The following is a 17775-nucleotide window of genomic DNA, read 5'->3' on the forward strand; positions in this document are numbered from 1 at the left end:
TTCATTTTAGGTCTGGGGATGGCAGGCGCCCGTGAATGACCAGCTGCCGCTGAAGTCCTCTTGCCTACAATCAGCCGCATCATGCAAATTCTGAATATTGCCGCCTACAAATTTGTTGCACTGGACGGCTTGCCTGCGTTGCAGGTCGCGCTGCTGGACAGGCTGCAGCCGAGCAGCATCAAGGGCACCGTGCTGCTCGCCGGCGAAGGCATCAATCTTTTTTTAGCTGCTGACAGCAACAGTATTCATGACTTTTTGGCATGGCTGCGAACCGACGTGCGTTTTACTGCGCTGGAAGTCAAGGAAAGCTGGTCGGCCGCTCAGCCCTTCACCAAGCTGCTGGTGAAGCTAAAACCCGAAATCATCCGCATGGACCATCCCGCCATCCGCCCATCGGCGGGCCGCGCCCCGTTGGTGAATGCGGCCACGCTGAAGCACTGGCTCGACTGCGGCCAAGATGGCGAAGGCCGTCCTGTGGTGATGCTGGAGACGCGTAACCGCTACGAGGTCGAAGTGGGTTCCTTCAGAAGTGCCATCGATTGGCGCATTGACAGGTTCAGCGAGTTTCCTCAGGCGGTGATTGACCACCGCGGGGAATTGGAAGGAAAGACCATCGTGAGTTTTTGCACCGGCGGCATTCGCTGCGAAAAAGCGGCGATTTACTTGCAGGAAGCCGGTGTCGTGAATGTTTACCAGCTCGATGGCGGCATTCTTAAGTACTTTGAGGAATGCGGCCAGGCGCATTTCGACGGCGAATGTTTTGTGTTTGACCAGCGCCGGGCCGTGGATGCGGCACTCAGGCCGAGCGTCAATGCGGGCGCTGCGCCTGGGGCCTGAGCGTGCCGCCTTCAGTTGTCTCTGAACTTTCGCTCAGGCAGCGCAATAAACTCGGCAGCAACAGCGACCTGCCCGGCCCTTTCGAGCACCAGCACCGGAATAGTCGTGGCTGGCGTCTGCGAGAGCCCCGGCATGACTTTATCAAAAGTCCTGGACAAGGCCACCCACAGGCGGTTCACCGGGAAACCGCCACCCAGGCCTCTTTCGTATGTCGTAGTTTTTCTGGACACTCATGACAGTCGCTCCACCTCAGTGGTGATTTCCGTGGTGACCTGGGTCATCAGCTTGTGAACCGGACATTTTTCCGCGACCGCCTGCAACTCCCCCAATTGCGCGTCGGTCAGCGTACCATGGATTTTCAACCTGGCGGTCAGGCGATAGACACCGCTGCGCTCACCCGAATTGTCGTGTTCGACCAGGGTCTGGATATCATCGACGGGAATTCCCTTTTTTCGGGCGTACCACATCACCGTCAGGGCCTTGCAGGCGCCCAGCGCCGCATCGTATAAATCGTGCGGACTTGGGCCGGCGTCGTCACCCCCTTCGCCGTCACCTATGTCGGCGATCAGCGCATGGCCGCGAATATGCACCGTCTGAGCCAACTTTCTGGTGCGGTCGAGCCTGAGTTCAATCGTCATGATGAATTCCTGTCAAAAGTGCGAAGAAAGCAATGATGCTCCAGCGGTGGGGTTGCGCGCTAGCGCTGAAAACGCCTCGCCACCTCGGCCACCCGCTCTCCAAAACGGCGCGCTGTTTCCAGATCACCCGCAAACATGTCGCTCGCCCCCGCGTCCGAGGGCGACTGCGCGATGGCACCGCTGTAGGAACCCAGGTAGTTGGCGTCATTACGTTGCGCGGACTTGCTGTTGCTGGGCATGACACCTTGGCTGACCCAGATGCCGCCATGCTGCATGGCCAGGGTGAACAGATAATTGAGCGTGGACATCTTGTCGCCATTGAGGGCGGCGCTGGTGGTAAAGCCGGCAAAAATCTTGTCTTTCCAAGTCTGGGTGTACCACGGCGCCGACGAGGCATCGGCAAATTTCTTGAACTGCCAGCTGACGCCACCCATGTAGGTAGGCGAACCCATGACGATGGCGTCGGCGGCACCGAGGGTCTCCCAGCCGTCCGCGGGCAGGTTGCCTTCGGCATCAATGACCACGAGTTCCGCGCCGGCACCCTCGGCAATGGAATTCGCCATGCGCTGGGTATGTCCATAGCCGGAGTGGTACACCACCACAACCCTTGCCATGCCGTGGGGCCCGGTGCCGGTCATCATCAGGCGCTACGCTTGCCGTCAAAGCTCCAGGCACCGGCACCCCAGGCCGCGACGGTCAGCAAGCCACCCACGATCGCCATGTTTTTGAAGAACATCAGCGACTGCATCATTTGCTGATCGGCTGGCATGGTCCAGAAATTATGAAAAATGAAACTGATGACAAAGGTGAAAAATGCGATACCCAGCGCAGCCCAGCGCGTCTGCCAGCCGACCAGCAGCAGCAGGCCCAGTCCCAGCTCCACCCCGACGGCAACAGCCGCGGCCAGTTCGGGCAAGGGAATTCCCTTGGACGCGATATAACCGGCGGTTCCACTAAAACCGGCTATTTTGCTGAAGCCGGCAGGCACAAACAGCAACGCCAGCAAAAGGCGGCCAATCAGGGACAGGGGATTTTGCAGGGAACTGAACATGGTAAATCTTTCTTGAAAAGTTAACGGGAGAATAACGGAGAGAAAATGACGGATGGACGAGGGCCGGGTCTGCTTTGATCAGGGCGCAAGATCAAACACCAGTACTTCTGCTGATTGGCCGCCGGTCAGTTGCAGTCTGCTTTCTGCCTGCAGGGCCATGGCATCGCCCGCGTGAAGCAACTGGCCATTGACCTGAAGCTGGCCGCGTATGAGCTGGACATAGGTTTTGCGATCGGCATCGAGTGTCAATGCCGCAAACTCGTCACCGTCAAACAGGCCGGCGTAGAGTTTTGCATCAGCATGAATCAGCACCGAACCCTGCGCGCCGTCGGGTGAGGCGACCAGTCGCAAGGTGCCACGTTTTTCGGCTTCCGGAAAAGTTTTCTGCTCATAGCCCGGCGCAATTCCGGTCACGTTGGGTTCTATCCAGATTTGCAGGAAATGCGTTGTTTGCTCCTCGTCATGGTTGAACTCGCTGTGCTGCACGCCGGTGCCTGCGCTCATGCGCTGCACGTCGCCGGGCGGTATGCCCTTGACGTTGCCCATGCTGTCTTTGTGGGCCAGCCCTCCGCTCAGCACGTAGCTGATGATTTCCATATCCTTATGACTGTGCGTGCCAAAACCCTGCCCGGCGGCGATGCGGTCTTCATTGATGACGCGCAGGTTGCCAAAACCCATGTGGGCCGGGTCGTGGTAGCCGGCAAACGAAAAGGAATGAAAGGACTTGAGCCAGCCGTGGTCCGCATAGCCGCGTTCGCTGGAAGTTCGTACCATCATCATGAAGCCCTCCTTTCAAAGTCTGTTGCAATGCCTCCACTGTAGGTGCTTGAGGCGTCCTGGGCGTTGCGGGAGTTTGATGGCATCATTCAAATTATTTGAACCTTCCTCATGGCAACTGTCAACACACCAGTCCGCAATGTCCTCACTCCCGAAACCATAGCGCTGATTGCCACGGTGCACCGCACCGGCAGCATGGCCGCTGCCGCGCGCGAACTGGGCGTTGTGCCCAGCGCACTGACGTACCGGATCCGGCTGGTGGAGGATGCGCTGGATGTACTGCTGTTTGACCGCTCCTCGCGGCAGGCAAAATTGACTGCCGCCGGCCAGGAATTGCTGCGCGAAGGCAATCGCCTTCTGCTGGAACTTGACGCCGTGGCCAATCGCGTCAAGCGTGTGGCAACCGGCTGGGAGCCGCAGCTCACGCTTGCAGTGGACAGTGTGATTTCGCGCACCACTGTGATGGAATTGTGCGAGGCATTTTTCGCCCTGCATCCACCGACGCGCTTGCGGATCCGCGAGGAAGCCCTGTCGGGCACGCTGGAAGCTCTCACCTCGGGGCAGGCAGACCTGGCCATTGGCGTCGCCATGGAGTCGCCAATGGGGAAATCGGTGCAAAGCAAACCGCTGGGTGCGATTCATTTCATTTACGCCGTGGCACCCCACCATCCGCTCGCTGAAGCCCCGGAGCCAGTCACGGACGCTATGCTCATGCCGCACCGCGCCGTGGCCGTCGCCGATTCGGTGCAGCGGGGCAGCGGTCTGACGGTGGGCCTGCTCGGCGGGCAGGACATCTTCACGGTGCCCGGTATGCAGGAGAAGCTCGACGCACAGCTGCGCGGAATCGGCGGGGGATTCCTGCCGGAATACCTGGCGCGGCCGCATGTCGCTACCGGCCGGCTGGTCGAAAAGAAGATGCAGCGGACGGCGCGCCTGATCTTCATGAGTTACGCCTGGCGTTGCGAAAACGACAACCGAGAGGGCCCGGCCTTACAGTGGTGGCTCCAGCAGCTGGAAAAGCCCGCTACCCGAAAAGCGCTGCTGGAGCATGAACAGTCGCTTTAAATCAGCGTTTGCAGCCTGCCCAGAGTCCGGCAGCGTGTAGAGTGTGCTTATGTTTTTCGTTTTCGGCCCTTCCATCAACCCAGAAAAATTACAAAGACATGACAAAAAAACCCCGAACCGCTTTTTCTGAATTGCCAGCACGGCGTCATATCGCCGTGGTGGGTGCCGGTATTGCCGGAATCACCTGCGCGCGCACGCTGGCGCAGGCCGGGCACCGTGTTTCGGTGTTTGAAAAAAGCCACGGACCGGGTGGACGCATGGCAACCCGTGAAACGGAATTTGGCGGTTTTGACCATGGCACGCAGTACTTCACGATTCGGGACGCACGTTTTGAGAAGGCGCTGACCACTGCCTCCGGGCTGGTCCGGCCCTGGAGCGCCAATACCGTTCGCATTCTGGATGAGTTGGGGCGCGTCGTCGCCTCATCGCTGCCAGCCAAGGAGGCTCATTGGGTCGCCACGCCGGGCATGAATGCCCTGGTCCGCCAATGGGCACGGCCTTTGGCTGATGCCGGGCAACTCATGCTGGATACCCGGGTCACGCTGATCGAAGCCGACAAGCTGCACCCCCAATGCTGGCAATTGCAAACCGAAGGCCCGGGCGCGCAAAGCAGGGTGCATTCGGGCTATGACGCTGTGGTGCTGGCCCTTCCCTCTTCGCAAGCCCACACCCTGCTGCTCAATTCACAGCAGGCCCAGGCCCTGCTGCCTGAACTGGCTGGCGTCAGTGTCGCGCCCTGCTGGACGCTGATGGTGGCCTTTCCGCAGGCGCTTCAGCCCACGCTGGCCCATCTCGGTCCCCAATGGAATGCGGCGCGCAGCACCCACCACCGCATTGCCTGGCTGGCCAGGGAGTCTTCCAAGCCGGGCCGTGGCCCGATTGAACGCTGGACCGTTCAGGCCAGCCCCGAATGGTCAGATCGCCACCTGGAAGACGACGCCGAACGCGTCAAGGCCAAATTGCTCAAGGCTTTCACCGAAGTAACCGGCATACGCGCCGAGCCGCCTTATGCCGAGGTGCATCGCTGGCGCTATGCCCAGACCATAATGCCGCTGGGAAAAACCCACACCTGGGACCCCAGCTCCCGCATCGGTGCCTGTGGCGACTGGTGCCTCGGTCACCGGGTGGAGGACGGCTTTGTGTCGGGCCTGGAAATGGCCCTCGCCATTGGTTAGCCCACAAGTCAGTCGCTTCGTGCACTGCGCGGCCCCTGCTGGCGTCAAGAGGACGCCCGGCGCGGCGGCCTTTGAAGTTGACATCGTTCCGTCTGTGCATGGCGTCTTATTTGTCTGGCTATAAGGGAAGGTTCGCGCCCTCGCCCACCGGTCCCCTGCATGCGGGCTCCCTCGTCGCAGCGCTGGCCAGCTGGCTTGACGCCCGGGCGCACCAGGGTCTCTGGCTGGTGCGGATCGAAGACGTGGACACGCCGCGTTGCATGCCAGGCGCGGACCGCATCATCCTCCAGCAATTGGCTGCCTGCGGCCTGGAGTCCGACGAAACGCCGGTTTACCAATCGCAGCGCCGCGCGCTCTATCGGCAGGCGCTTGATCAGCTGGTGGCGCATGGCCTGGCTTATCCCTGCGGCTGCACGCGCTCGGACATCGCGGATACGCTTGCCGGCGCCGGGGAAGCACGAGCGCGTCATGGCGAGCTGGTGTATCCCGGCACCTGCCGCAGTGGCCTGCACGGCCGGGCCGCGCGCACCTGGCGCCTCCTGACCGCCAAATATGAAGAGAATACGGCGCAGGTCCAGGAAATACGGTCGCAAGATGCTATCAAAACAGGAGTTTTCAACGATGACGTCGAGCTGATGTGGCACGACCGGCTGCTCGGCAAGCAAGGCCAGAACGTCAGCCGTGAAGTGGGTGACTTCGTGCTCAAGCGGGCCGATGGCCTGTGGGCCTACCAGTTGGCCGTGGTAGTCGACGACGCGGCCCAGGGCATGACCGACATCGTCCGCGGCCAGGACCTGGCGGACAACACCGCGCGGCAGATCCTGCTGCAGCAAGCCCTTGGCCTGCCAACGCCGCGCTACCTGCACACGCCGCTGGTGCTGGGCTTGAATGGCGAGAAGCTGTCCAAGCAAAACGCAGCACAGGCGCTGGATACCGGCGATCCACTGGCTGCTCTCGGGCAGGCGGGACGAACCCTTGGTCTGGGAGACCCGGTAAGCGCCAATACGCCGGCCCGCTGGCTGCAGCAGGCGGTTCCACTGTGGGCCGCGCGCTGCTGCAGTCCGGCGCATTAAAATCGTTCGGTGATTGAAAATTCCGCTCCCACCCCGCCCGTCCGCATCGAAGGCGCTCCCGCCGACGAGAGTCATCACCGCAGCATCCGCAGTTTTGTCCGTCGTACCGGCCGCACCACGATCGGCCAGGCCAAGGCCTTTGCCGATGTGGGTCCCCGGTTCTTGCTGCCCTACACCGGCGAGGCGATCGACTTCGCGGCGGTTTATGAACGAAGCGCGCCCACCATTCTCGAAATCGGCTTTGGTATGGGCGAAGCAACCGCGCATATTGCGGCCCTGATGCCTGAGAAAAACTTTCTCTGCTGTGAAGTCCACACACCCGGCGTTGGTGCGCTGCTCAAGCGGATTGGCGAGCAATCGCTTGGCAACATCCGCATTTTGCAGCACGACGCCGTCGAGGTGATTGACCACATGCTGCCAAAGGTGGGCGGCTCGGGCAGCCTGGACGGCGCCCACATCTTTTTCCCCGACCCCTGGCACAAGACCAAACACAACAAGCGCCGCCTGATCCAGGCCCCGCTGATTGCCAAGCTGGCGGCCCGGCTCAAGCCGGGTGGCTACCTGCATTGCGCGACCGACTGGCAGCCTTATGCCGAGCAGATTCTTGAAGTGCTGAGCGCCGAGCCCTTGCTGAAGAACACCGCCGACGCTTCTACCAACGGTTATGCGCCCAAGCCCGATTACCGGCCGCTGACCAAGTTCGAGAACCGCGGTATCAAGCTCGGCCACGGTGTCTGGGACGTGGTGTTCACGCGTGTGTAAATCGACGTTTTCCCCTGCGTGGGAGTGACCACGTTGCCAGCGCACGGGCTGCCAACGCGCCACGGCGTGGGTCCGAGCTGTGTTGGCCTGCCGGCCGGCGACTGGCCCACCTACACTGATTTCCTGGTGCAGCGTTTTCCGGCCATCACGCGGGAGGTCTGGCTTGAACGCATGGCCGCAGGGCTTGTGGTCGATGAGTTTGGCACGGCGGTGACGCCCGGGCGGCCTTACCGGGGTCACATGCGCCTGTATTACTACCGCGCACTGGCGATCGAGCCGCACATTCCGTTTGAAGCGGCCGTGCTGTTTCAGGACGAACATCTGGTGGTGGCCGACAAACCGCATTTTCTGCCGGTCACGCCTTCGGGCCGCTACCTTCAGGAGACGCTGCTGGTGCGACTGAAAAACCAGCTCGGACTGGACAGCCTGATACCGATCCACCGGATTGACCGGGAAACCGCGGGACTTGTGCTGTTTTCAGTCAAGCCTGCCGAACGCGACGCTTACCAGGCCTTGTTCAGGCGACATGAGGTCAGCAAGCACTATGAAGCCATCGCCCCGTGGCGCGCGGAGCTGCAGTTTCCGCTCATGCGAAGAACCCGGATCGTTGAGGGCGAGCCGTTCTTCCGGCAACGCGAGGCGCCGGGCGAGCCCAACAGTGTGACGCAGGTCGATGTGCTGCAAGTCATAGGCGAACAAGCTCGGTATGCGTTGCGCCCCGTCACCGGAAAAAAACACCAGTTGCGTGTGCACATGAATGCGCTGGGCATTCCGATCATCAATGACCGGATTTACCCGCCGGTGCCGATCACACTTGATGACGACTTCACGCGGCCATTGCAACTGCTGGCAAAGTCAATTGCCTTTGCCGACCCTTTCAGTGGTCAGGCAAGGCAGTTTGACAGCCGGCTAAGCCTGCTGCTGGCCTGACGCAGCGGCCCCTTCCGGCGACCAGCGTCAAGCCGTTATTTCTTTCGCCGTGATCTGGTACTTGAAGTCATCCGGCGCGTAGGAGTCGAAACGGCCGCCATCATTCTCGGCAATCGGATACATGAAGAAGCCCGGCTTCTCGCCTTTGGAATTCGGCAGGGTCACGTCATGCGCCGTGTTGTAGGCCATCCAGTTGCCTTCCCAGCCGCCAAACAGCGCCTTGTTGACCGGCGCCACCACCGGGTTGGTGGTGTTCTTGATCCAGTCGGCGGTTTCCAGGCGCATGACCTTGGCCACGTCGGCCGGATCCATCGCGACCCAGCCGTAGCCCTTGAGATAAACCTCGGAGCGGCAATGTTGCGCGCCCTTGAGGCTGGCCGGATTGCCCGACAGCTCCTTGTAGCCGAAAGCCGAAGGCACCAGGCGAATGCCGTACACGTCGCGCGCCGGCAAGCCTACAGAGCGGCAAAGCCCGACAAATATCGCGTTCAAATCGGCGCATTTGCCGCCCAGATTGCCGGTTTCCAGCATGGTCTTGATGTCGCCTTCACCGCAGCCGCGCACCTTGGGGTCGCGGTAAGTATTGGCCACGATCCAGTCGTACAGCTTTTGGGCTTTTTCGACATCGGTTTTGGCGCCCTGCGTGGCGGCCAGCGCGGTTTTAAGCACAATGCCGTCGGTCGGAATCCATCGGGTGGGCTGGGTGAAATAACGCAGCGTGTCAGCGTCTTCGGCCCTGGCGGTTTTCTGTGACCAGTCGATTGCCCGGCCTTGCGTCTGCACGCGGCTGGTGAGTTCGACAAAAGGATGGGCTTCGCTGGCGGCGAATTCAACATACAACATTTTTGCGCCGTTCTCGCCGTCCTGCATCAGCTTGGCGGGGCCGTTGCTGAAGAAGCCGTTTTCCAGCGAACGCTGGTAGTCGCTGTTGACCGACGGGATCGGCACCCACACCCGGCTCACACCATCGGGCGTGGCAATATCCACGCGCGTGGTGACCTCAAATGTGCGCCAGCCACCGCTTTGCGGCGCGAAGTTGCGGCGTGAAGCAGCTGCCTGGGCAAAACTGAGCGATGGCAATACGGAGGCAATACCGACTGCAGCGGTGGTTTTAAGAAAATTGCGACGTACGGTGGTCATGAGAGGAACTCCAAATGAAGGATTGGGGCGGGTAACGTACAGGGTCACAGGTAAAGGTGCAGCCCGATGTTGTGTCAAAAACCTTGCGGCTGAAAAAGGCAGCCAGCAAGACGATGCCAGCCCGAATTATCGCGAGAGCCGGCGAGTCTGGCAATTCTTCGGCTGATTTGGGCTCTTTAACCGAGACAGCCCGGTTCAACTGAAACTGCCAGGCCTGAGACGCAATCGACCTTGATCAGCAGCATGACGCCTAGAGCAGGCTGGCAATCAGCTTCTCGGCCGCTTTGCCGGTCCAGTCAACTTCGCCCTGAACGCGATGCTGAGGCTGGCCGAGGCTGTCCAGCGTCAGGGTGGTAGGGAATACATTCACACTCGATCTGCGCGCTGCCTGGCCATCAAGGTCAAGCAGTACCGGCAGGGTGACTCCCGTGGTTTGGGCAAACCGCACGGCACGCACCGGGGTTTCCTTGAAGTTGATGGCCAGCACCAGCAGCTTGTCGGCGCCGTAGAAGTCGGCAACCTGCTGCAGCGTTGGCATTTCAGCCCGGCAGGGTTCGCACCAGCTGGCCCAGAAGTTCAGCAGAACCGCCCGGCCTTTCAAATCAGCAAAAGTCCAGGTTTTTCCGCTCGTATCAACCAGCTTGAATCCGGCTATCGGCCCAGACCATTTGCTCACCTCATAAGCCGGGCCGCTCAGGCCCTGGGCGTCCGCCCGGGTCCACGCGGCTAGGCTCGCTCCTACCAGGGCGGTTTGCAGGAATTGGCGACGGGATTTAGCTTTTGAGGACATGGGTGGCAAGCTTACCTGCGAATAGAAAAATGAGCCGGGATGCCGATGTTGCGCTGAAAACTTTTTTATTTGCTATAAAAATAATAGCTTCACATAACCGTAAATAATGAACATGAGCCCGATTGAGCTTAAGAAATAGCCAAGCTTGCCGCTCACCGCCCGTCAATAGGTTTCCAGGTGCAACCGGCCTTCTGATTTGAGCGCCGCGCCTACCGTGTCCCAGTTCAATCCAGCCTGCTGGGCCACGTCGCGCAGCGCCAGCACCACGCCTTCCTCCATGCTTTTGAGGCCGCAGACGTAAAAGCAGCTGTCCGGGTCCTGCAGCAGCAGGGCGAGGTCGGCGGCGCGCTCGCGCATCACATCCTGCACGTAGCGCTTGGGCGCGCCCGGCGTGCGTGAAAACGCAAAATTGATATCAATGAAGTCCCGGGGCAGGCTTTGCAGCGGGCCAAAATAAGGCAGCTCATCCTGAGTGCGGGCACCGAAAAACAGCATCAGCTTGCCCTCCTCAAACTTGCCTGACTTGCGCAGCCGGCGGCGCCACTCGGTCATGGCGCGCATGGGCGCGCTGCCGGTGCCGGTGCAGATCATCACGATGTTGGAACGCGGATGGTTGGGCATCAGGAAACTCGTGCCAAACGGGCCGATCACCTCCACCCTGTCGCCCACCTGAAGATCGCACATGTAATTTGAAACCACGCCGCGCACCGGCTGGCCCTGGTGGTTCTCCAGCACCCGTTTGATCGTCAGCGAGACATTGTTGTAACCCGCCCGCTCGCCGTTGCGCGGGCTGGCAATCGAGTACTGGCGCGCGACGTGCGGCCTGCCACCGGCATCAACGCCAGGCGCAAGAATGCCGATGGACTGGCCTTCGAGCACCGGAAAAGGCATCTTGCCGAAATCCATCACGATGTGGTGCGTGTCGTAATCGGTGCCGGCTTCTGTGACCCGCACATTGCCGGTGACCGTGGCGGTGATGAACTTTGCGGCAGCCCTGGGACCGTAGAGGTTGGTATAGCCATGCGCCGACGACCAGGGCGGCAAGGTAGCGGCATATTGCGCGCTGATGAAGGCCGTCTCTCCATTTACAGCCGCTGGCAACGTCGGCGCGACCGGCTCGATGTCGGGTGTCGCACCGACAATGACGCCCTCGGCGCCAAGCTCCTCGGACGTGAGTTCGGGAGGCAGCTCGTCCCAGCCAAATTGCTCGGTCAGGCCATAAACCCTGGCGCTCGGCAGTGTGCGCCAGTTGTCAATCGAACCGGTCGGGCACGGCGAAATGCAGGCCATGCAGAAATTGCACGTCTCGACGTTGACGACATAGTTAAGCGAGTCGTGCGAGATCGCCCCGGTCGGGCAGACTGATTCACAAGTGTTGCAGCGAATGCAGATTTCAGGGTCGATCAGGTGCTGTTTGATCACGCGTATTTCGGTCATTTCCATGGCGATTTTGGATAAGGGCTTGATGGAATCAACACTTTAAACGCACGCCTTCCCGCCCGCCCAAGTTCCGGCCGCGGAACCGGCTTCGCCGGGCCGCAGGCGGGGCCGCCCCCTCGGGGGGCAGCGCAGTACGCGAAGCGACAAGCGTGGGGGTCAATCGTTGTGGTCAATTAAATCGCACGTAGTCAAAATCCACGGGCTGGCGGTTGATACCCATGACGGGCGGCGCGATCCAGTTGGCGAACTTGCCCGGCTCGACGACGCGGCCCATCAGGCTGGCGACGTAGGCCCGGTCTTCGTTGCTGGGCAGCCACTGGCCGACCGATGCATTCCATTCAGCTTCAGAGACGACGCGGCCATCAGGTGACACCTTGACACCGGCCAGGGCGCCGATGTTGCGATGAAACGCCTTGTGCGGCACCTTGAGCGTGAAGGCAATGCCAGCCTTGTCCAGCACCTTGTTCCAGCGCCCGACACCCGAGACGGAATCCTTGATGTAGTCGTCGCGCAGCACTTCATTGAGCGCGTTGAGCATGGGCACTTCCTTTTCGACCAGCTGGCCGTCTTTGGCCTCTATCACCTTGTAGGTCTGGCCCTTGAGCACATGGTCATCGACACGCTTTCCTTCTTCAAAGCGGCCCTTCAGACCCGAGCTGTAAAAGGTGGCGGCGTTGCTCGACTCGTCAGCGCCAAACAGGTCGATGGTGACGCTGAAGTGAAAGTTGATGTAGCGCTGGATCGTCGGCAAATCAATCACGCCGGCGGCGCGCAGTTTGCCGACATCGTCAGTTTTCAGCTCGTTCATCTTCTGCGCGGTGCGCTGGATGACGCGCGAAATGCCGCTTTCGCCGACGAACATGTGATGCGCTTCCTCGGTCAGCATGAACTTCGTGGTGCGTGCCAGCGGATCGAAAGCGCTTTCGGCCAGCGCGCAGAGCTGGTATTTTCCGTCTCGGTCGGTGAAGTAGGTGAACATGAAAAAGCTCAGCCAGTCTGGCGTCGCTTCGTTAAAGGCGCCCAGAATGCGCGGGTTGTTGGCGTCCCCGCTGCGGCGCTCCAGCAGACCTTCGGCTTCTTCGCGGCCGTCGCGACCGAAATGCTTGTGCAACAGATAAACCATGGCCCACAGGTGACGGCCCTCCTCGACGTTGACCTGGAACAGGTTGCGCAGGTCGTACATACTGGGCGCCGTCAGACCGAGGTGGCGCTGCTGCTCGACGGATGCTGGCTCGGTATCGCCCTGGGTCACGATGATGCGGCGCAGGTTGGCACGGTGTTCGCCAGGAATGTCCTGCCACGCCTTTTCGCCTTTGTGGTCGCCGAAGTGAATGGTACGGTCAGCATCGCCAGGGTTGAGGAAAATGCCCCAGCGGTAATCGCGCATCTTGACATGGCCAAACTGGGCCCAGCCGTTCGGATCGACGCTGACGGCGGTGCGCAGATAGACCTCCGAATCGGTGGAGCCGACCGGGCCGACGTCATCCCACCAGTTGATGAAGTTCGGTTGCCACTGCTCAAGCGCACGCTGCAAGGTGCGGTCTTCGCTCAGGCTGACGTTGTTGGGGATCTTTTCGCTGTAGTTAATGCCGGACATCATGGTCTCCAAAAAAACGAGGCTATTCGGGGGAAAATTTCGGTTGCAGCGCGCCACCCGGACCACGCCGCACAACGAGAGCTTCTGTTTAGACGCGGTTCCAGTCGAACCGGGCCTTATCGCCCTTGCCATATACCTTGAGCGCACCTTGTTCGCCGACGGCATTGGGCCGCTGGAATATCCAGTTCTGCCAGGCGGTCAGCCGGCCAAAAATGCGGGTGAACATGTTCTCGGTGCCATTGAAGCGCAGATTCGCTTCCATGCCGGTCAGGGCATCGGGCGACATGGCCACGCGCTCCTCGATGGCAATCCGCACTTCGTCGGTCCAGTCGATATCGTCCGGGTTGGATGTGATCAGGCCAACGGCAAAAGCCGCGTTGGCGTCCAGCGCCTGGCCGGCTTTGGCGCGTACGGCCTCAAGCGCAGGCAGTTCGTCATAAAAGCGCCGAGCCAGGCGGCTCTGGCCGGTGACCATGGGGTAAAGACCGAAATTGGTTTCGGCCACCGTGATTTTGGGTGCACGGTCCTCGTCGTCGGGCAAGGCCAGCTGGTAGCTTCGGTCGCAGGCCAGAGCGAGCTCCAAGTAAGTGCCGACAAAGCACGAGCCCGGCTCGATCAGCGCAAACAGGCTGCGCGAGGACAGGTCCAGCCGGCTCAGCGTGCGACGCAACAGGCCAATGGTTTCGCGCACCAGCCAGTGGTTGTGATTCGCCAGCAACGTGGCGTCCATGGCCAGAACGGCGGCAGCATCGCCCTCGGTCTTGATCAGCCAGACGCCGATTTCAAGCTCGTTGGTCCGCATCATCAGAATGGCATCTTCGAGTTCGCGCGCCAGGACCAGCGGAAACCAGCTGTCACCCTGCGCTTCGATCCCGGCGATGTCTGAAGGCTGGCTGCCTGTTGGCGCCTTGATGCTCCAGGTGGCGGTACGTTTGACACGGTCGATCTCGACCGTCACGCTCGAATAGCGCAACGCATCGGCTTCGACTGTTCGTTTGAGCGGCTTGAGCACCACGCCTTTGCCGTTAGCGGGCCGGTCGCTCTGCTCGGCCAGCGCCAGGGCACGGGTCTGCACCCTCTGGGAAAAATCGACCGCCTTGGCAATGTCATCGACCAGACGCCAGTCCTTGGCCTTTTGGCCGCGCACGCCTTCGACACTGGTGCAGAACAGGTCGGCCAGATCGTGGCGCACATGGCGCTTGTCGGTCACGCGGGTCAGCCCACCGGTGCCGGGCAGCACGCCCAGCAAGGGCACTTCAGGCAGGCTGACAGAACTCGACCGGTCGTCGATCAGGATGATTTCGTCGCAGGCCAGCGCCAGTTCATAGCCGCCGCCAGCGCAGGCGCCATTGACCGCAGCCAGAAACTTCAGCCCACTGTATCTGGATGAGTCTTCCAGCCCGTTGCGGGTTTCGTTGGTGAACTTGCAGAAGTTTACTTTCCATGAGTGGCTGCTCACGCCCAGCATAAAAATGTTGGCACCGGAGCAGAACACCTTGTCTTTCGCGCTGGTCACTACCACGGTGCGGACCTCGGGGTGCTCAAAGCGTATGCGGCTGATCGCGTCGTTCAGTTCGATGTCGACGCCAAGGTCATAGCTGTTGAGCTTGAGCTTGTAACCGGGGCGCAAACCAGCGTTTTCATCAATGTCCACCGCCAGCGTGGCTACCGGGCCGTGGAAGTAGAGTTTCCAGTGTTTGTATTGGGACGGATCAGTCTGGTATTCGACATGATTAGCGGTGGTCATGGCTTCTGCCCTCTGTATCATGCATAAAAATGCATTTAGTGAAATTTTATAAACGCATGATAATGCATATTAATTTAGTGTGGCAAGCATTTTCATGCATTTTTATCTTATTTACACGGTCAGCTGAAGCGCACCTCTCACTGTCTGGCGCAAGATATTGAAGGACTGTTCCAGCGGCTGTGCGCTGGTGTCAACCCTGTGCTGTGCTTTCGAATAGAACGCCGCCCGTCCCGCAAGAATGCCTTTAAGGTCTTCCATCGCCTGCTTGCTGGCAGCCATTGGACGCAAATCGCCCTGCGCCGTTACCCGTTTCATGTGATCTTCGGGGTCGGCCTGGAGCCAGACAGTGGTGCAGTGAGACAACAACTGGTTGAACGTGGCCGGGTCTGACACAAGACCGCCGGGCGTTGCGATGACAGCTTCCGGGTAAATTTGAATGGCCTCTTCAAGGGCTCGACGCTCATAGCGCCGGTAAGCATTCATGCCATAGAGCGCCTGAATTTCAGACACGCTGCAACCCGCAAACTTCTCGATTTCGCGACTTAACTCGACAAACGGAAATCCCAGGTCTTCGGCCAGCATCTGGCCGAGCGTGGATTTACCCGCGCCGCGCAAACCAATCAGCGCCACCCGCGTACAAACGGCAGTGTTGCCGCCGCCGGTGCCCAGCATCTCGCCAATGGCGATCCGCACACGGCGCAGTGATGCATCGTCGCGCATTTCCAGCAACTCGCGAATCAGCAGCCACTCGGGTGAAGAGGTTGTCACATCGCCAATCAGTTCGGCTAGCGAGCAGTGCAGCGCTCGCGCTACCTGCAACAGAACCAGGATGGACGCATTGCCTTCTCCGTATTCAAGATTCGCCAGATGACGCTCGGATACATCGGCCGCGATCGACACGGCCTTGCGCGTCATGCCGCGCCGAGCGCGTATCGCCCGCACCCGATCACCCAAGGAGACTAAAAAAGGATTTTTTTCCTCGGCTTCCACAGGATTGACGGCAGCAACCGGGGCAACTACAGGTGAAAGCGTCAGAACTGAAGAATCAAGGGTTAACCCTGATTTATGCAATATATTGCTTGACATGATGTTTTTCAGGATTTATGGTTCACGCAAGCACAATAGTTCATATTTAACGAATAGGCAAGTTGCCACCATATGGAGAACTTACGTGTCACCCACTGAATTTTGTCATCAGATCTCGGTGGGATCGCAGGCAAGCAGCGCTGTGCTGGACCATCTGCAAATACCCGCGCCCTGACAAACCCCAGAAGGAGACCGACATGGCCACAGAATCCACATCCACGCATCAGGTGCAACCATTGGGCGCGCACTTCAATTTCGCGCAGCACCTGATCGAGCGCAACGCCACGCACCCCGCCAAGACCGCCTACATCGACGATACCGGCGCCTTGAGCTATGGCGAGCTTGCGGAACGAATCCGCCGGCTGGCAGCCGCCTTGCTCGCTGTCGGCGTTCGCCGCGAAGAGCGCGTGCTGCTGCTGATGCACGACTGCATCGACTGGCCTGTCAGCTTTCTGGGCGCGATGTATGCGGGTATCGTGCCGGTGGCGGTCAACACGCTTCTGACCATCGAGGATTATGCTTTCATGCTCGAACACAGCCGAGCCCAGGCCGTGCTTGTGTCAGGCGCGCTATTGCCCCTGCTTCAAGAGGCCATGAGCAAAGCCGTCCATGAGGTCAGAACGGTCATAGTTTCCCACCCCGACAAATCGCTGCCCGAAAGCAGCGTGGCGATGACTGTCCTTATCGCGCAGCACGCACCGCTGACCCAGCCTGCTCCCACGGTTCCCGATGATCCGGGTTTCTGGCTCTACTCCTCCGGCTCCACCGGCCGCCCCAAAGGCACGCTGCACACGCATGCCAACCCGTACTGGACTGCCGAGCTGTACGGCAAGCCGGTGCTGGGCATTACCGAACAAGACGTGTGCTTTTCTGCCGCCAAGCTGTTTTTTGCATATGGGCTGGGCAATGCCTTGAGTTTTCCACTCAGTGTGGGCGCCACCGTGGTGTTGATGGCAGAGCGCCCCACTCCCGCCGCCACCTTCAAGCGCTGGGTTGAGCAGCAGCCAACGATCTTTTTCGGTGCACCGACCGGTTTTGCAGGTATGTTGGCCGCGCCCGGACTGCCGGCAAAGGCCCAGGTCTCCCTGCGTCTGGCATCGTCGGCAGGAGAGGCCCTGCCCGCCGATCTGGGCGACCGATTCACGGCGCACTTTGGTGTCGAAATCATTGACGGTATTGGTTCTACCGAAATGCTTCACATTTATTTATCCAACGTGCCAGGCAAAGTGCGCTACGGCACGACGGGCTGGCCCGTGCCGGGTTATCAGATTGCATTGCGCGGCGACGACGGCGAGCCTGTAGGCGACGGCGAAACCGGTGATCTCTACATCAAAGGTCCAAGTGCGGCATTGATGTACTGGCGCGACCGTGATAAATCGCGCGAGACCTTTCAGGGTGCCTGGACCAAAAGCGGCGACAAGTACGTACGCAACACCGACGGCAGCTACACCTACTCTGGCCGCAGCGATGACATGCTCAAGGTCAGTGGCATCTATGTCTCGCCGTTTGAGGTAGAAGCCACACTGGTGCAACATCCCTCAGTGCTCGAGGCAGCCGTCATCGGCATGGTCGACAGCGAAGGTTTGACCAAATCCAAAGCCTATGTCGTGCTCAAGTCTGGCCATCAGACAGGCGCAGACGAACTCAAGGCCTTTGTCAAGGAACGG

At 60.2% G+C, this 17775-nt stretch carries 18 protein-coding genes; 7 read left to right on the plus strand and 11 right to left on the minus strand.

All coding sequences use genetic code 11. The features are described 5' to 3' along the window. Positions 1 to 81 precede the first annotated feature (81 nt). A complete protein-coding gene (locus HHJ19_RS15750) occupies positions 82 to 837 on the plus strand; it encodes a sulfurtransferase (RefSeq protein ID WP_296908816.1) in 756 nt (251 codons plus the stop codon). Between the two features lie 11 nt (positions 838 to 848). Here HHJ19_RS15750 and HHJ19_RS15755 read toward each other — a convergent pair whose 3' ends face one another. The 5 genes from HHJ19_RS15755 to HHJ19_RS15775 all read right to left on the minus strand — a co-directional run bounded on the left by HHJ19_RS15755 (position 849) and on the right by HHJ19_RS15775 (position 3306). Further along, complete coding sequence (locus HHJ19_RS15755) at positions 849 to 1067, minus strand: hypothetical protein (RefSeq protein ID WP_296908817.1); 219 nt, start codon at positions 1065 to 1067, stop codon at positions 849 to 851. Further along, positions 1068 to 1475: an OsmC family protein gene (locus HHJ19_RS15760; protein ID WP_296908818.1), complete on the minus strand. Its 408-nt coding sequence runs from the start codon at positions 1473 to 1475 to the stop codon at positions 1068 to 1070. A gap of 59 nt (positions 1476 to 1534) precedes the next feature. Continuing rightward, entirely contained in the window at positions 1535 to 2089 is a 555-nt protein-coding gene (locus HHJ19_RS15765) for a flavodoxin family protein (RefSeq protein WP_296908834.1), read from the minus strand. Between the two features lie 26 nt (positions 2090 to 2115). Next, positions 2116 to 2526 (minus strand): DoxX family protein, encoded by a 411-nt coding sequence (locus HHJ19_RS15770; RefSeq protein ID WP_296908819.1) that lies wholly within the window; start codon positions 2524 to 2526, stop codon positions 2116 to 2118. Between the two features lie 78 nt (positions 2527 to 2604). Further along, positions 2605 to 3306, minus strand: a complete 702-nt coding sequence (locus tag HHJ19_RS15775) for a pirin family protein (RefSeq protein WP_296908820.1) — start codon at positions 3304 to 3306, stop codon at positions 2605 to 2607. Between the two features lie 108 nt (positions 3307 to 3414). Between HHJ19_RS15775 and HHJ19_RS15780 the strand changes: the two genes are divergently transcribed. The 5 genes from HHJ19_RS15780 (at position 3415) to HHJ19_RS15800 (ending at position 8308) form a co-directional block, all read left to right on the plus strand. Beyond that, on the plus strand, positions 3415 to 4368 hold the full coding sequence (locus tag HHJ19_RS15780; RefSeq protein ID WP_296908821.1) for a LysR family transcriptional regulator: 954 nt from the start codon (positions 3415 to 3417) through the stop codon (positions 4366 to 4368). Positions 4369 to 4466: 98 nt separating this feature from the next. Then, on the plus strand, positions 4467 to 5543 hold the full coding sequence (locus HHJ19_RS15785; RefSeq protein ID WP_296908822.1) for an FAD-dependent oxidoreductase: 1077 nt from the start codon (positions 4467 to 4469) through the stop codon (positions 5541 to 5543). Between the two features lie 110 nt (positions 5544 to 5653). Next, complete coding sequence (gene gluQRS, locus HHJ19_RS15790; protein WP_296908823.1) at positions 5654 to 6616, plus strand: tRNA glutamyl-Q(34) synthetase GluQRS; 963 nt, start codon at positions 5654 to 5656, stop codon at positions 6614 to 6616. A 9-nt stretch (positions 6617 to 6625) separates the two neighbouring features. Continuing rightward, positions 6626 to 7378 carry a tRNA (guanosine(46)-N7)-methyltransferase TrmB gene (trmB, locus tag HHJ19_RS15795; RefSeq protein ID WP_296908824.1) on the plus strand — a complete coding sequence of 251 codons (753 nt, stop codon included), beginning with the start codon at positions 6626 to 6628 and terminating at the stop codon, positions 7376 to 7378. Between the two features lie 24 nt (positions 7379 to 7402). Beyond that, a complete protein-coding gene (locus HHJ19_RS15800) occupies positions 7403 to 8308 on the plus strand; it encodes an RluA family pseudouridine synthase (RefSeq protein WP_296908825.1) in 906 nt (301 codons plus the stop codon). A gap of 27 nt (positions 8309 to 8335) precedes the next feature. Here HHJ19_RS15800 and HHJ19_RS15805 read toward each other — a convergent pair whose 3' ends face one another. The 6 genes from HHJ19_RS15805 to HHJ19_RS15830 all read right to left on the minus strand — a co-directional run bounded on the left by HHJ19_RS15805 (position 8336) and on the right by HHJ19_RS15830 (position 16108). Next, positions 8336 to 9448, minus strand: a complete 1113-nt coding sequence (locus tag HHJ19_RS15805; protein WP_296908826.1) for a transglutaminase family protein — start codon at positions 9446 to 9448, stop codon at positions 8336 to 8338. A gap of 250 nt (positions 9449 to 9698) precedes the next feature. After that, positions 9699 to 10238 (minus strand): TlpA disulfide reductase family protein, encoded by a 540-nt coding sequence (locus HHJ19_RS15810; protein WP_296908827.1) that lies wholly within the window; start codon positions 10236 to 10238, stop codon positions 9699 to 9701. Positions 10239 to 10400: 162 nt separating this feature from the next. Continuing rightward, positions 10401 to 11681, minus strand: coding sequence for a benzoyl-CoA 2,3-epoxidase subunit BoxA (gene boxA / locus HHJ19_RS15815; RefSeq protein ID WP_296908828.1), 1281 nt, complete (start codon positions 11679 to 11681; stop codon positions 10401 to 10403). 166 nt (positions 11682 to 11847) lie between these two features. After that, entirely contained in the window at positions 11848 to 13275 is a 1428-nt protein-coding gene (gene boxB / locus HHJ19_RS15820) for a benzoyl-CoA 2,3-epoxidase subunit BoxB (RefSeq protein ID WP_296908829.1), read from the minus strand. 88 nt (positions 13276 to 13363) lie between these two features. Then, the gene (boxC, locus tag HHJ19_RS15825; RefSeq protein ID WP_296908830.1) at positions 13364 to 15022 is read right to left on the minus strand and encodes a 2,3-epoxybenzoyl-CoA dihydrolase; all 1659 of its coding nucleotides are present in this window, start codon (positions 15020 to 15022) and stop codon (positions 13364 to 13366) included. A gap of 111 nt (positions 15023 to 15133) precedes the next feature. Continuing rightward, positions 15134 to 16108, minus strand: a complete 975-nt coding sequence (locus HHJ19_RS15830) for a helix-turn-helix transcriptional regulator (protein WP_296908831.1) — start codon at positions 16106 to 16108, stop codon at positions 15134 to 15136. Between the two features lie 197 nt (positions 16109 to 16305). Here HHJ19_RS15830 and HHJ19_RS15835 point away from each other — a divergent pair. Further along, the coding region (locus HHJ19_RS15835; RefSeq protein WP_296908832.1) for a benzoate-CoA ligase family protein at positions 16306 to 17775 on the plus strand (1470 nt) is incomplete at its 3' end.

The sequence above is a fragment of the Polaromonas sp. genome (assembly GCF_012927415.1).
In the GTDB taxonomy this organism is placed as follows: Bacteria; Pseudomonadota; Gammaproteobacteria; order Burkholderiales; family Burkholderiaceae_C; genus Polaromonas.

Coding starts and splice junctions, on each gene's coding strand:
- HHJ19_RS15750 (WP_296908816.1), top strand. CDS start 82: ATGCAAATTCTGAATATTGCCGCCTACAAATTTGTTGCACTGGACGGC.
- HHJ19_RS15760 (WP_296908818.1), bottom strand. CDS start 1,475: ATGACGATTGAACTCAGGCTCGACCGCACCAGAAAGTTGGCTCAGACG.
- HHJ19_RS15765 (WP_296908834.1), bottom strand. CDS start 2,089: ATGGCAAGGGTTGTGGTGGTGTACCACTCCGGCTATGGACATACCCAG.
- HHJ19_RS15770 (WP_296908819.1), bottom strand. CDS start 2,526: ATGTTCAGTTCCCTGCAAAATCCCCTGTCCCTGATTGGCCGCCTTTTG.
- HHJ19_RS15775 (WP_296908820.1), bottom strand. CDS start 3,306: ATGATGATGGTACGAACTTCCAGCGAACGCGGCTATGCGGACCACGGC.
- HHJ19_RS15780 (WP_296908821.1), top strand. CDS start 3,415: ATGGCAACTGTCAACACACCAGTCCGCAATGTCCTCACTCCCGAAACC.
- HHJ19_RS15785 (WP_296908822.1), top strand. CDS start 4,467: ATGACAAAAAAACCCCGAACCGCTTTTTCTGAATTGCCAGCACGGCGT.
- HHJ19_RS15805 (WP_296908826.1), bottom strand. CDS start 9,448: ATGACCACCGTACGTCGCAATTTTCTTAAAACCACCGCTGCAGTCGGT.
- HHJ19_RS15810 (WP_296908827.1), bottom strand. CDS start 10,238: ATGTCCTCAAAAGCTAAATCCCGTCGCCAATTCCTGCAAACCGCCCTG.
- boxA (WP_296908828.1), bottom strand. CDS start 11,681: ATGGAAATGACCGAAATACGCGTGATCAAACAGCACCTGATCGACCCT.
- boxB (WP_296908829.1), bottom strand. CDS start 13,275: ATGTCCGGCATTAACTACAGCGAAAAGATCCCCAACAACGTCAGCCTG.
- boxC (WP_296908830.1), bottom strand. CDS start 15,022: ATGACCACCGCTAATCATGTCGAATACCAGACTGATCCGTCCCAATAC.
- HHJ19_RS15830 (WP_296908831.1), bottom strand. CDS start 16,108: ATGTCAAGCAATATATTGCATAAATCAGGGTTAACCCTTGATTCTTCA.